Annotated in this window: 13 protein-coding genes and 2 pseudogenes; 6 read left to right on the top strand and 9 right to left on the bottom strand. The window is 65.8% G+C overall.

Annotated elements, in window-relative coordinates:
- Positions 1–194: 194 nt before the first annotated feature.
- A complete protein-coding gene (locus ACZ7IB_RS13835) occupies positions 195–554 on the bottom strand; it encodes a peptidoglycan-binding domain-containing protein (RefSeq protein WP_470912471.1) in 360 nt (119 codons plus the stop codon).
- 1,325 nt (positions 555–1,879) lie between these two features.
- On the opposite strand from ACZ7IB_RS13835, the gene ACZ7IB_RS13830 reads away from it, so the two are divergent.
- Positions 1,880–2,248 (top strand): VOC family protein, encoded by a 369-nt coding sequence (locus ACZ7IB_RS13830; RefSeq protein WP_124723696.1) that lies wholly within the window; start codon positions 1,880–1,882, stop codon positions 2,246–2,248.
- Positions 2,249–2,295: 47 nt separating this feature from the next.
- On the opposite strand, the gene ACZ7IB_RS13825 is transcribed toward ACZ7IB_RS13830, so the two are convergent.
- The gene (locus ACZ7IB_RS13825) at positions 2,296–3,135 is read right to left on the bottom strand and encodes a transposase family protein (protein WP_470912467.1); all 840 of its coding nucleotides are present in this window, start codon (positions 3,133–3,135) and stop codon (positions 2,296–2,298) included.
- 55 nt (positions 3,136–3,190) lie between these two features.
- Positions 3,191–3,646, bottom strand: coding sequence for a hypothetical protein (locus tag ACZ7IB_RS13820; RefSeq protein WP_406486459.1), 456 nt, complete (start codon positions 3,644–3,646; stop codon positions 3,191–3,193).
- Positions 3,647–3,810: 164 nt separating this feature from the next.
- Here ACZ7IB_RS13820 and ACZ7IB_RS13815 point away from each other — a divergent pair, with 164 nt between their 5' ends.
- From ACZ7IB_RS13815 to ACZ7IB_RS13805, 3 genes and pseudogenes are all read left to right on the top strand, one after another.
- Entirely contained in the window at positions 3,811–4,200 is a 390-nt protein-coding gene (locus tag ACZ7IB_RS13815) for a hypothetical protein (RefSeq protein ID WP_470912465.1), read from the top strand.
- Between the two features lie 33 nt (positions 4,201–4,233).
- Positions 4,234–5,069 (top strand): annotated as a pseudogene (locus ACZ7IB_RS13810) (IS5 family transposase).
- Between the two features lie 103 nt (positions 5,070–5,172).
- A complete protein-coding gene (locus tag ACZ7IB_RS13805) occupies positions 5,173–5,418 on the top strand; it encodes a hypothetical protein (protein WP_470912463.1) in 246 nt (81 codons plus the stop codon).
- 147 nt (positions 5,419–5,565) lie between these two features.
- On the opposite strand, the gene ACZ7IB_RS13800 is transcribed toward ACZ7IB_RS13805, so the two are convergent.
- On the bottom strand, positions 5,566–6,558 hold the full coding sequence (locus ACZ7IB_RS13800; protein WP_470912460.1) for a hypothetical protein: 993 nt from the start codon (positions 6,556–6,558) through the stop codon (positions 5,566–5,568).
- A complete protein-coding gene (locus tag ACZ7IB_RS13795; RefSeq protein WP_470912512.1) occupies positions 6,539–7,873 on the bottom strand; it encodes an outer membrane protein assembly factor BamB family protein in 1,335 nt (444 codons plus the stop codon). Before ACZ7IB_RS13795 ends, ACZ7IB_RS13800 begins: the two co-directional genes overlap by 20 nt.
- 453 nt (positions 7,874–8,326) lie before the next feature.
- Here ACZ7IB_RS13795 and ACZ7IB_RS13790 point away from each other — a divergent pair, with 453 nt between their 5' ends.
- Both ACZ7IB_RS13790 and ACZ7IB_RS13785 read left to right on the top strand, forming a co-directional pair.
- Complete coding sequence (locus ACZ7IB_RS13790) at positions 8,327–8,566, top strand: hypothetical protein (RefSeq protein ID WP_470912459.1); 240 nt, start codon at positions 8,327–8,329, stop codon at positions 8,564–8,566.
- The gene (locus ACZ7IB_RS13785; RefSeq protein ID WP_470912458.1) at positions 8,563–9,096 is read left to right on the top strand and encodes a hypothetical protein; all 534 of its coding nucleotides are present in this window, start codon (positions 8,563–8,565) and stop codon (positions 9,094–9,096) included. The genes ACZ7IB_RS13790 and ACZ7IB_RS13785 overlap by 4 nt, the downstream gene beginning before the upstream one ends.
- A gap of 249 nt (positions 9,097–9,345) precedes the next feature.
- Here ACZ7IB_RS13785 and ACZ7IB_RS13780 read toward each other — a convergent pair whose 3' ends face one another.
- The 4 genes and pseudogenes from ACZ7IB_RS13780 to ACZ7IB_RS13765 all read right to left on the bottom strand — a co-directional run.
- Positions 9,346–10,398: an MSCRAMM family protein gene (locus tag ACZ7IB_RS13780; protein ID WP_470912456.1), complete on the bottom strand. Its 1,053-nt coding sequence runs from the start codon at positions 10,396–10,398 to the stop codon at positions 9,346–9,348.
- 35 nt (positions 10,399–10,433) lie between these two features.
- On the bottom strand, positions 10,434–11,204 hold the full coding sequence (locus ACZ7IB_RS13775) for an SPDY domain-containing protein (protein WP_470912454.1): 771 nt from the start codon (positions 11,202–11,204) through the stop codon (positions 10,434–10,436).
- 62 nt (positions 11,205–11,266) lie between these two features.
- Positions 11,267–11,752, bottom strand: coding sequence for a hypothetical protein (locus ACZ7IB_RS13770; RefSeq protein ID WP_470912451.1), 486 nt, complete (start codon positions 11,750–11,752; stop codon positions 11,267–11,269).
- Between the two features lie 30 nt (positions 11,753–11,782).
- Positions 11,783–12,514 (bottom strand): annotated as a pseudogene (locus ACZ7IB_RS13765) (SPDY domain-containing protein); the annotation flags it as partial.
- Positions 12,515–12,570: the final 56 nt, after the last annotated feature.

Here is a 12,570-nt window from a genome sequence, read left to right as displayed (position 1 = left end):
CACCCGGACAGAATGACGCCCACGCGCCGTCCACCACAGCATCCGGACGGCGCGTCACATCACAACAGGGCAAACGTTGCCTGATGCGGCACTAGCTCTCGTACGCCACCTGCAACAATCCGGCCGGCCTCGCCGAATCCGGGCACTTGCCCGTGCCACTGTCGGGCAGGGCCGCCCCGGTCATCCGCGCAGCTCTATCCCGGGTAGGGGTCGTAGCAGTCAAGGGCGGGGTTGTAGAGGACGTTCCAGGTCTTGGCCCCGATGATTCCGTCCTTGGTCAGGCCGTGACACCCCTGGATCCACTTGATCTTGGTGCGCGTCCCGCTGCCGAAGATGCCGTCGACGTTCAGTTTGGGCACGCCGCCCCAGACGTTCGACAGGCACTGGGCCTGCTTCACAGCCACTCCCGTGTTGCCGTACTGGATGGTCGGGCGGTAGGTCGACGAAGCGTAGGCGCAGCCTCCGGGCACGGCGCTGGCTGACGGCGCACTGACGCCCAGGACTCCGGCAGCGAGTACAGCGGCACTCAGGACGGACATGATCCGGTGTTTCATGGCACCTTCCCCCCACTCAAATGATCACCCTATGTGACAATTCGTGACTGTAAGGATGCGAGGGTTTCCCTGTCGACAGTACCGGGTGGAAGTTCAGCCAGCACTTTTGCCCACGTGCCGCCGCCGGACAGGAGCAGCAGAGACGGACCGGTCCACATGTTCGAACCTGCCCCCCGCCCCACGCCGCCACGAGACGGCACACCCCGGGCGAGCAGCGCTCCCTGACACCAGGCCGGGAATGCTTCGCTACGCCCCGTGGAGCCTGTCGTGCCTGGCCCTGGCCGCGCCCTGCACGAACGTCGCCAGCAGTCCGAGCAGCAGCCCGCCTCCGACCCACACGACCGCTGATTCCGAAACGGCGAGGAAGAGCAGGCACGCGGTCGCCGTACCACCATGGCCGGGTCACTGGTACTCCCACGTGTGCTCGGGCTGGCGGCATCTCATCTGCGGACATCTACCTGTACGGCGGCAACGCGGACCCACATCTCCGCAAGGCTCAACGCCTGTTCAGCAGTGACGGAAAAGCCGAAATGGCTCAACAGCCACTGCTGCCACTCCGACAGATCATCCAGCGACTTCCGGGCAGCCTCCCACTCCCCGGTAGTCACCTTGAACGCGCCTGCGACAACCGCCCATGCTTCGCGTGCGGCACCGACACTATGCGGCTTAGGCTCCGGCACCGAGTTCCCCAACTTCCCCTGCTTGCATCAGACATCAGTTCGAGATCGGCCTAGTGGCGAGACTGGCCGGATATCGACGAGGCCCCCTCCGCACCGCGCACATCGCCGCCATCCTCCTGGCCAACGTCATCGGCCGAGCCCCGGAAGCCCCAGAATGGTCAGGAGGATAGTTCGCAGGAGGCGGCTTCGCTGTACGATCCGCGGTGAGCAAGCCGCGCACGCCAACCGCCGACACCAGCGCCCACGCCGCCAGGTGATCGACCGGCCAAGGTCCTCCGGGGCCCGCGCTCCTCCGGCATGTCCTTCGTCCGGTGGGAGCGTGGGAGACCGCCAGGAACGAGCAACAGATGCCCAAAAGGCAGTCCACCGAAGCGCAGATGGCCCGCTTGCGTCAGGCCGGCACGGGCGAGAAGTACACGGAAGCGCTACGCGCCGTGCAGTCCCCCCAGCCGAACCGGTTCCGAAGGAAGCTCCGCCATCTTGAAGTGGCTGGTCAGCGGGGTGGCGTGACCTGGTTTCGGGGTGCTCGTGCTGGTTGTGGGCGGCAGTCTGTGTTGTAGATCGTCCGGCGGGGTGGTTTTGCCGATGAGTTCACCGTCCTCAAACGGTCTACCCAGCGACACGACCGTTCTCGACAGGAGTGCCATGTCCACCATCCAGCCAGTGATCGTGACTGCCGACCAGGACGTTCTGCTCGGCTTCTATACGAAATTGTTCGGCGCTGAGGAGATCTTCCGGGTACCGGCGGAAGGCCCGTCCTTCTACCTCGGCTTGCGCATCGGCGACACCGACCTCGGGCTGGTGGCCAAGGCGAACCCGGGGACTGGGGCGGCGTCGCGGATCCTGCTCAGCATCGGTGTCGACGACGTCGACGAGACGCTCGGCCGGGTGGAGGCGCTGGGCGGCTCGGTCCGCGGCGGCCCCAACGACATGCCGTGGGGACAGCGGGTCGCCCACATCCAGGACCCCGACGGCAATCCGGTGAACCTCACTCAGCCGATCCCGGCCCGGTGACGCTGTTCCGGGGGCATGTGCTGATCGTGGGCTACCTGCGGTAGAGATCAATTGTCGGTAGTGGCCTCGATGTTCGTCAGGACGAGCAGCGCGCGAAACAGGTGGGTGGCGCTGGCGGGGTCAGTACGGAGCTTGGTGAGGATCCGCCAGTTCTTCAGGTGGGCAAAGCCGCGTTCGACGGGGACGCGTCCGGCGGCCAGGACCCGGTTGGCCTCCTTCTCGGCGGGGGTGAGCCTACGGGCGCGGGTGGCCTTGAAGCCGGTGACGACCACGGGATCGTCCCCGTCGTCGTCCAGGCCGAGGAAACCCAGGTCGGCCAGGGCGCCGAGGCCGGAAGCACGCAGGTGGGCCAGGATGTGGTCGCGGCGGGCGGCGGTGATGTCGTGGGTGCGGCCGGGACGGGCGGCCGATATCCAGATCATCCGGCCTCGCTCGTCGGTCAGGGCGAGGACGTGCAGGCCGTAGCGGTGGTGTTTGCCGGAGTAGTTCGGGCGGTTCGCCTTGCCGGTGCGGCGCTGGGTGGGGATGAGGGTGCCGTCGATCAGGACGACCTCCCCGCCCCGCTTGGCGATCTTCTTCAGGGCGCGGTCCAGCCGCGGGGCCTTCGCGGCCAGCAGGGTGATCAGCTCGTCCCGCCAGCGGCGCACGGTGGTGGCGGAGATGTCGTTGCCGCCGGCCATGTCGGCCAGGCGCTGGTCGTGCCGCAGCACGGCCAGGACAATCACCGCGATCCTCCCGGGCGGTAGCGCCCGCCACCTGGAGCGTATGGCCTTCAGGTGGCGTCGCAGCAGGTCGGTGAGGTAGTTCAGGGTGTGCGTGGACAGCGGCAGGCGGCACTGGTAGACCAGGGACTCGGTGTCCCCGGCGTGCTTTTTGGTTTTCGTCACAAAATTCCAACGGCCGCTGGGGTCACCTCAGTTACGCCGCCGCCCAGCGGCCCGGTCACGGGCGGGCAGTGAACTTCCCGTCGGGCCGTTTGTGCAGCCAGCCGCGGTCGGCCAGCTTCGTGAGCTTCCCGCGCAGCGGCTCCAGCTTGCCCCGTACGCCCACCTCCAAGCCCAGCACCTCGCCGATCTGCCGGGTGGCGACCGGACCGGCGGCCTGCCGCACGGCGGTCAGGATGCGCTGGTACTCCGCCGGCAGCGCGGACTCAGCCACCCCCGGACCACGGTCCGGGACCAGCCGCACCGCCCGACCCGCCACCTGAACCACCGGCGACCCGGCCCCTGCGCGCTCGTCGGCGAGCTGCTCGCTCATCCGCTGCCACACCCGCTCGGCCACGGCGAGCTCGTCCCGCTCAGCCCGCACCTCCGATAGCTGCTTGACCAGCTGCTCTTCGAGTCCGTCCAACTCCGCACGCCGTGCGGCGATCCGCTCCAGCACCTCGGGATCCATCATGCGCCGGAGCGTAGGAACGGCACTCGCGACGACGGACGGGAATCCACAAACCCACCCCCGCCGGACGATCTACACCCCAGACTGCCGCCCACGACCAGCACGAGCATCCCGAACCGGCATCACACCAGCACCCTGACCAGCCACTTCAAGATGGCGCAGCTTTAATGTTCAGCAGCCGAGGTTCGGGATGGGATCCGATCACCAGGCGCGCCGCCCGACAGATCGCGCAGATCTGGCCCGCCGGACCCGGGCCTCACTGGGAAGAGAAGTTCGGTGAGTTGTGCTGGAAGACGTTCCCCTGGCGGGGCGCTCCAGCCGAGGCAGTGGCGGTGCTCAAGAAGGCGTTCGCAGAAGCGGCAGCCACCTGCCAGACCTGCCCGTCGCCCGGACGGAAGCGAGTGGTCTGGATCTGGGACAGCGAGTACGGATGGGTCACACCGTGGGTCAAGACCTGCTGTGACAGGTGCTACTGGGTGCCGAAGAACCTCACCACCGATAGCCGGCACTGGGACCTGCGCGAAGCGTACGAGGAGCCGGAGCCTAAGAGGTCCTAACAGAAGCTGTGGATGGTGTGACTGTCGGCTTGGATGCTCGTTGGTCTGTTCGTGGGGAAGAGGAACTCTCGGCCGTGGATCGTGTCGGACGAACTGTGGCTGCTGATCAAGCCGTTGCTACCGCAGCCGGCACCGAAGCTGGTAGCCGGGCGCCCTCGGGTCCCTGACCGGCAGGCTCTGTGCGGGATCCTGTTTGTGCTGCACACCGGCATCCAGTGGGAGTACCTCCCGCAGGAGCTCGGGTTCGGGTCCGGCATGACGTGCTGGCGGCGACTCGCCGCGTGGAACGAAGCCGGCGTGTGGGACCGGCTCCATGCCGTCCTGCTGACGAAGCTGCGGTCGGCGAAGCAGCTGGACTGGTCGAGGGCGGTGATCGACTCCAGTCACGTCAGAGCCGCTCGACGCGGCCCAAAAGCGGGCCCAGCCCGGTCGACCGAGCACGTCCGGGCAGCAAGCATCACGTCCTCGTCGACGGGCAGGGCATCCCGCTCGCGGTGTCGCTGACCGGCGGCAATCGCAACGACATCACCCAACTAATGCCCTTGCTCGCCAAGGTCCCGCCCGTCGCGGGCCTGGTTGGGCGACCGCGACGACGACCGGACACCCTGCTCGGCGACCGCGGCTACGACCACGACAAGTACCGACGCCTCGTCTGGGCCCAGGGCATCAAACCGGTGATCGCCCGCCGAGGCGTCCCGCACGGGTCCGGTCTCGGAGTCCACCGCTGGGTTGTCGAACGCACCATCGCCTGGCTGCACGCCTTCCGGCGCCTACGCGTCCGCTGGGAACGACGGGACGACATCCACGAAGCCTTCCTCGGCCTCGCCACCTGCCTCATCACCCACCGACACGTCCAACGCCTTTGTTAGGACCTCTAAGCCCGGGTTTGAGGCGATCGGCTGCTGCACGCCGAACAAGCGGGTCGCCTCGGAGGTCCGCGCGCAGTTCGATCGAGACGGGGTAGCCGCGCTGTTGGTGAAGCTGGAGGAGCTGCGGGAATCGATGTGGTCACGCAGTCCGCACTACGACGTCTTCAGTGGTCACGGCGTGAAGATGGCCGCGGAATGGGCGTGCCGGCCGCTGCTGTACCGGATGAGGCAGCAGGGGGTCTGGGCGGAGCCGCTGTTGCCCGAGGCTGAGCGAGGGCAGGTTTCAGAGGCGCTTAACAGCCTGTCAGACGCAGTCCGCAAGATGACGGCAGAAGAACTCCGCGACTGACGTCTTCAGCACGCTGATTGGCCCCCTTCTCGCGTTGCGCGAGCCGAGAAGGGGGCCACCTCTTCAGACACACCATGCAGGATGTTACCCATTCGGATGCGAAACTCTCGTCGCGCAGCCGATCATTCCTGAACCGTAGTTTCTTCCTCACCGGTAAGGGCGAAGCGCACGGTGCAGTGCAGCAAATTCCTTCGATGGCGTAATACCGGGAATTTGCATCACTTCTTGCACTCTGCGAGCGTTACTTCCCATGCAGCTTGAAGATTCAGGCGCGATTTTCCAGGTCATGCCGCTGGGGTAGAAATATTCATCCTCGCCAGGGCTGACGATAACGAGGGGGCCAATACTGAGGTCAGTACCGTCCGCGTCGTGGAGCTGAATCGTCACGACTCCCATCCAAGGTGACTTGCCGGCCTCCTTCGAATCGGGGCCGACAGTCAGGGAAAAGCGGTCGTTCTCCCCGGACTTCACATCGAAGACCACATCTTCTTCGGTAGATTTAGTGAATGGAGGTTTCTGCGAAAGAGGGATTTCGATGGCGTAGTGCGCCGAAGTCCCCAGGTCCCCACCTGTCCCTCCGCAGGTTTTTAGGTTTTCCGAGATTTCCACATTCGCACTTACCTTTGTAATGATCGCCGATCCACTTCCACGATTACGGACGGCGATATTGATCTCTGAGCCACTGAGTCCTGTGACCTCCTTCTTTGAATCTCTCGATGTCTCGACCCCATTCAACTTGTCAGTAAACCGTGCGCTTACAGCAGTGACTTCCAGAATCCCCCTGCGCTCGGCTTCCTTCTTCCCTGTCTCCGCTTGACTGTCACCGCTTATTGCCGAGTCCCACGCAGGAATCAGTGCGACGATGCTGAGAACCAGCGCCACAGAAGCGATCAGTGTGCTGGGTGTGCGCCAGCCGTCTGCTTGCTGCGGCGGCACAGGCGGATTCGCACCCTGCTGCGGCGGCACAGGCGGATTCGCACCCTGCTGCGGCGGCACAGGCGGATTCGCACCCTGCTGCGGCGGCACAGGCGGATTCGCACCCTGCTGCGATGACAAAGCATCCCTCCCGTTATTCCAAATAGACACAAAAGCTTCGCCGCATCGAATATCAAAGCGAAACTTAGCCAAAGAATAGGTCACCTGTGGAAACGTCGTAGACCGTGATTTCCTCTCCGTTGTGGCAATAAATCAGATCCTTGGTGACGATCCGAACCGCGCCTTTCAAGGGGGATGACCAGATATACTCGCCTCCTGCCGTGTCGACTGCGTAAACCTTTGGCCCTTGAGTGTTGGTCAAGACCATCCCCGGAGGCCCTGGAAGCATTTCAGATGACAGTTCACTCCCTACTCGCCACTGTTCCTTACCCGTTTCAGGGTCAAGCGCAAGAAGAGAATATTCCCCGTTGACACGAATGGAAAAATGGACAATGAGGAGGCCATCGTGAAGCCCCATTTGCAGCGGCGTTCCCGGCTCCGGCAGCGGAATGGACCAGGCCGTCCTTCCCGTGTCGCTATGCAGGGTAATTAGTTCCTCATCCGTCACTAGATGAAGGAAGCCTCTCCCCGAGAGCAAAGAGGCATCCGAAGACATTAATGTTCGAGTCCATTCAACTCGATCATTCCCTACGGAAAGCGTACGCAATTCCCCCGGCGCGGTAACGAACACAGTAGCTCCGTCATCCTGGCGCCTCTCGACACTGCGGATCCCAACCAAATGAACCAAACTACCGGCCACTTTGATTCCCAAGTCGATAGCGTCTGGGATTTCTTCAGCCCAAATAACTTTCCCTGTCTCACGATCCAACGCCATAGCCCCGAATGGCTCCACGCCTTTATGAGTGAGAATAATAATTTTCCCGTGCGCAATAATTTGACCCGCTTGAAATACCTTGACGCGCCAGAGGATCCTGCCTGTTTTCGCAGACAACCCAAATACATGGTCCTGCGTGGCGGCTACGACAAAGGCGCCAGATTTAGCAATCTCCACTACGTGGTTTCCAGGTAACTTTCGCCGCCACATGCGCTTTCCATCGGCTGCACATAGCGCTACGACCTCGCCGGTCGTGTCCCCGTCACCACCCCCAACCAGGACCTGCCCCCCGGCTGCAACCACTTGCGGATAGTACGGCTGGCCCCACTTATCCGGCTCACCTGCCTGCCCTGCGGAACTGCGCCATTTGAGGCGGCCACTGCGCGCCTCCCTCAGCCACACTGTGCGGTCCCCCTCTGCCCCGCTCAACCAAGGCCCAGACAGAGAAAGTGAAGTACGTAAAGCACCTGAGAAAGGCGCAGGCCACACCGGCGTCCCGGGCGACGGGGTCAACTCAGGCCAGGACGGGCAGCGATGGGCAACACGATCTTTCCCGTCTGCCGTGCTGTCGCCTGAGCAGCCAGAAATCCCAGCAAGGGCACAAGCCGAAGACGTACCCCACAATACGAATGATCTTCTCGTCATACTGCTGGATGTCACGAGCCCACCGTCCACCGCTGCACCCCTCCAGGAGAGTCACGCCACACGCCAGCCGCCACCCAGCTTGATCGCGCGTGACGAGCTCAACGGACCTCAGATCTTACGGCTCGTCAGGTGGTGACAAGGGGCCAACTTGAAATCATCAGGAGAATCTGCTTGCTCCTGCCGGTGGGGGAATGTCACGTGTAACCGTAACCAGTGCCCGCTGCGACGGCGAATCTCGTGACTACGGCCATCACCGCCGTGCAGCAGCGCTGGCCCGCCTCGAAACGGCGGTGGGCGAACTGGTCTTTCCGCAGGGCCTGCACGGTCTCTGCGTCTGCCGCCGAGACCGTGACGTAAGGCTGCTCTGCGAGGATACTGCCCGGCTGCACATACCCTCGCCCGGCAGCCGGCCGCGCCCCGCGGCCGGTGCCCGGCGAATGAACGGAGCACCATATGCAGCCCGCTGTGATCCAGGCCATCGGGGACTGGGAGGAGCACTGGGATCGGACGCAGCAGTCGGCCGTCGCCGCGATGAAGACCGCGTTCCCCCCGCTCACCACCGACTATCCGCGCCACGTTGGCTGTGACGACATCCGCATGGAGTCTGAGGAGACCAGTCGCGGCGCCGGGCGCGTGTGCCTCAACGACGAAGGCCGGGTCGCCGTCGAGTTCTATCAACTGCCCAACGGGTGATCGTGCGAGCCGTCGACGAGATCGACTTCCCCTGGCTCGACAATGCCGACGGGCCGCTGCGCGATTGCCCGCCGGGCAGCTACTACTACGACGATGAGTCAACGAACACCGAGTGGGAGTTCGTTCTGGGCGAGGGGGAGCACGGCAAGGTCAACCTGCTGTTCGCCACCGTTCCGGATGCCGTGGCGTTCCTCGACGCCCTGAAGCGAGCCGCTGGTTGGCGGGGACGGAGAACGCGACGTAAGGCGGGGCTGCCGCTCATTGTCCCGTCGCTCGCCCCGCCGCTTCCGTACAGGCCCCGCTCCTCGGCGGCCCGGTGGCTGGGCAGGACGGAGGCCCGATCTTGGCTCGACGACGTACCGGCCCCACGGACGCAGTCCGGGATCTCGTCTACCAGCGTGACGGCGGGCGCTGCGCCCGTTGCGGCACTGGGAGTCGTCGTGCACGCCGTGGCCGTGAAGAACGGCCACGGTCCCAGCGCTCAAGAGCATCCGCATGAGGGGTGTCGAGCAGCGCGTCGGCATAGCTGATGCGCAGATGGAGCTCGGACGGGTCGCCTGGCGGTCGGAGGGCATCAGTCACTGCGGCAGCCTAGCCATGCTCGCGATCGAGAAGTTCCCTGCCTCAGAAGCTCACTCATAGTGCCGCGGCAGGGTGTGCCAGCCCCTTCCCGGGCATCGGCCAGCCTGTGCGCTCCCGTGGTTGGCCGTTCTGTCGTCGGTATACGCAGCAGGCCCCCGGAGATCCGGGGGCCTGCTGGTCGGGAAGTGATCGTGGGACTAGCTGGTTTCGCCGCTGCCGTCCTGGGCGATGTTGGCTGGCTTGCGGCAGCTGCGACGGCGGGCGGCAATCAGGGCGCTGCTACCGGCGGCAACGAGGAGTCCGCCGGCGCCGAGGAGCCAGGGCGTGGCGTCGGCCCCGGTGTGGGCGAGGGAGCCGTCCGGGGTCTTCGGCGTTGCTTCCTCGGTCGCGGCTGTCGCGGGAAGCGAGGGGTCAGTGCTCGGCGTGGCGGATCGGGTAGAGGAGGGGGACGTGCCGCCGGAGGAGTCGTGGGTCGGCTTGTCCTCCGGTGTAGAGGGGGTGGGGGTGGGCTTGTCCGTAGGCTTGCCGGACGGGTCGGGCTTCGGAGTAGTTGCGGTCTCGGCGTTGGTGACGGTCACGGTGACCGGTGCGCCGGGGCCAGCAGCGAACGTCTTCACGGGCTTGTAGAGGTGGTATCCCGCGGGGGCCTTGATCTGCTTGACCCAGAATTCGGTCTTCCGACTCGACACCGGCAGCTCGCCGGAGGCCGTGCCCTTGGCCCCGGTCGTGAGGGTGAGCAGCGTCTTGTCGCCGCTGCCGATGTTCACGGTCGCGCCGGTCAGAAGCTTGCCGGTCTTGTCGTCCTTGGCCTGCAGGAGGACCTTGGCGGCCTTGAATGGGTCGGTGATCGTCAGCCGCGTGATGGCACCCGGGGTGACGATGACGTCCTGGTCTGCGACAACCTCGTGGAGCGGGCTACCGGATGCCGTCTCCTTGAGCCGGTAGACGCCGGGGGGCAGGTCGGGGAAGGTCAGCGTCCCTTGCGCGTCGGTCTTCCCTCGTCCGACCTCCTGGCCGGCGGAATTGAGCAGCAGAAACGCGGCGCCGGGGAGGATGTCCCCTGCCGTGTCCTTCTTGGTGATCGTGATGCTGGCCGGGTCTGTGGCCGGTTCCTCGGCGGGGGCAACGGGTGCTGAGGGTGTCGGCTCGGACGGTTGGGCGGTCGCGGCGGGTGCCCACGTGAGGGTGCCAGTCACCGCAGCGGCGACAGCAGCGGATCGGACGGCGCCGCGGACAGTGCGTGCATGCACGAGAGGTGGAACTCCTTGATCAGGTGGTGGGAAGGTCATCGGGCCCGGCCCTTGCCTGGCCTGGTGGCCGGCGAAGCGGCGGGTGAGTAGCCGGGGGGCTGCTTGGCTGTCGGCGTGGCCATATAGAGGTGTTGTCGAACATGAACGGGCAGGTCTTTGACTGCACGTTGCACCGGCTCGGTGGAGACCAGTGAGGCGGTGAAGGCCGCGACGAGCGCGGTGGGCGTGCTGGCCGAGAGTTCCGCACTCCAGTCCGGCTCCCAGATGTCTCCGCCCCACACCCGCCACTCCGGCCTGCCGGTTGCCTTGTTGGCGTACTGGTGTACGCCTCCAAGCAGGTCCGGGGCGAGGAGGCTCTGGGTGTCGTTGGTCTTGACGTTGTGGCTCCACCCGCGGTCGAGCGGCAGCGCGTACCCCTCGTATGGCTCCGTCGCACCGTCAAACAGCCGGTCCTGGTCGCTGTAGAGATTGAGCAGCTCAGCGTGGACGTCGTGCAGTAGTTCTGTGGGGGTGGTGGCGTCGAAGACGATCTGCCAGGTCAGCTCGCCGAACGGGGCGCGGCTTGCGCCGATGGTCCACGTCCCTTTGCCCCGTTTTTCGGGTTCGGGAGCGAAGCGGGTCCACAGTCGCGCGCAGGGGCTGCTGGCGAACACCATCCCTGCGTCTGCCGGATGGAGGTGCCAGCCGTCATCGAAGGGGAAGGGCCACACCGTGTGGAGGTCCAGCGCGCCGGGGCCGGCAAGGCGGCGAGGGAGAACTTTCACGGTCTGGTCGGGGTCAAGGCCGTTGAAGGGGTCGGGGGGCATAGCGGGGGCTCCTGCTTGAACGGGCCGCGCAAGACCTGCGAGACGGAGGTAGGGACGGAGACTCAGCGGGCGCGACCGCTGCTCGGGGCGGCTGGCAAGGGGGCCTTGTGAGCGGTGGGGCCCGCTGCACGGCTCGGCGCGGTCGCGGCCCAGGCTCCGGGGAACCAGACGGCGCTGTAGCGCTGGATGGCGTCGCGCAGACCGGTGGTGACGGCTCCCTCCCATGGAGGCTGGCCGGGGCGGTGGTACTTGTCGAAGGTGCCGTACTGCTTGGTGTGCGGGTGGGTGTTGGTGGCTTCGTCGCGGCGGTGGAAGGTGCCGTGATCCAGGAAGCTGAGTGTCGCCGAGTCGATCTCGCCCTTGTCCGCGTGGACGACCGCCAGGCGCAGGCCGCCGTACGTGTCTGCGTGCTTGGTTCCGGTGAAGTCGATCCGCAGTCGTAGTGGTGAGCCCGGGACGGGGGCCGCGTAGTAGGTGGTGCCTACGACGGTGCTGTCGTGGAAGGGGAGGCACAGCTCGGCAAAGAACTCGGGGGCTTGCAGGGACAAGAAGGGTCTCCGGTCGGGGGCGAGCTGGGGCTATCGGCGGGGGCCGGACAGGGCAGGGCGGCTGGTGGTGCTCCAGCGCGGGACGCTGGAAGCGGGGAGCGCAGTCGGGCGGCGGGATGTGGCGGCCCGTTGCACGTCGAGCGGGGTGGGGGCCGGCAGTTGGGACGGGAGGATGGGGGTGAGCCGGGCCATGTCCTTGAGGTAGCTGAGGGTGTCCTGTCGCCACCGGGGCAGTGGTGCCGGGTCGGAGACGCATTGAGTGACGGCTGTGAGCAGGGCGACGGGGGTGTCGGTGCTGGCCGTCGCGTACCAGGCGGGTCGGTCGATGGACTTGCCGGCCCAGAGCTGCCAGCGGGCGTCGCGCGTGGTCAGCTCGGTTTCCGGGTCGAGGTCTCCGGTGGTGCACTCCATGCCGGCGAGCCCGTCCGGGGCCTGGACCTCGAAGACACCCCAGCGGGGGCGGTCGATCTCCCATCCCTGCTTGAGGAGAGGGACGACGGCCAGGAAGGGGTCGTGCTCGTCGGTGCCGTAGACCGGTCTGGCGAGGTAGGCGTCCGGCCCCTGCTCGTACGCCGTGGCGAGGGCGGTGGTGAAGGCGGCCACGACCTCCTCGGGCACGCTGTCGTTGAAGCAGACACCCCACGTCGGCGGGCCGAACGGGTCCTTGTAGGCGTTGATGCGCCAGAGCCCGTCATCCTCGCCCTCGGGTAGATAGCCAAGGTGCACGCGCCGGTCGGGGGCTGTCACGTACACATTGCCGATTATGTGGAATCAGGTTTGTCAAGATTCATTGAGGGACTCTGACGGGGATCTTGACA

Source organism: Streptomyces sp. NPDC037301, from assembly GCF_055602785.1.
Note: the sequence above shows the minus strand (reverse complement) of the source record. Positions and strands in the feature narration are given on the sequence as shown.

Coding starts and splice junctions, on each gene's coding strand:
- ACZ7IB_RS13835 (WP_470912471.1), bottom strand. CDS start 554: ATGAAACACCGGATCATGTCCGTCCTGAGTGCCGCTGTACTCGCTGCC.
- ACZ7IB_RS13830 (WP_124723696.1), top strand. CDS start 1,880: ATGTCCACCATCCAGCCAGTGATCGTGACTGCCGACCAGGACGTTCTG.
- ACZ7IB_RS13820 (WP_406486459.1), bottom strand. CDS start 3,646: ATGATGGATCCCGAGGTGCTGGAGCGGATCGCCGCACGGCGTGCGGAG.
- ACZ7IB_RS13815 (WP_470912465.1), top strand. CDS start 3,811: ATGTTCAGCAGCCGAGGTTCGGGATGGGATCCGATCACCAGGCGCGCC.
- ACZ7IB_RS13795 (WP_470912512.1), bottom strand. CDS start 7,873: ATGACGAGAAGATCATTCGTATTGTGGGGTACGTCTTCGGCTTGTGCC.
- ACZ7IB_RS13790 (WP_470912459.1), top strand. CDS start 8,327: ATGCAGCCCGCTGTGATCCAGGCCATCGGGGACTGGGAGGAGCACTGG.
- ACZ7IB_RS13775 (WP_470912454.1), bottom strand. CDS start 11,204: ATGCCCCCCGACCCCTTCAACGGCCTTGACCCCGACCAGACCGTGAAA.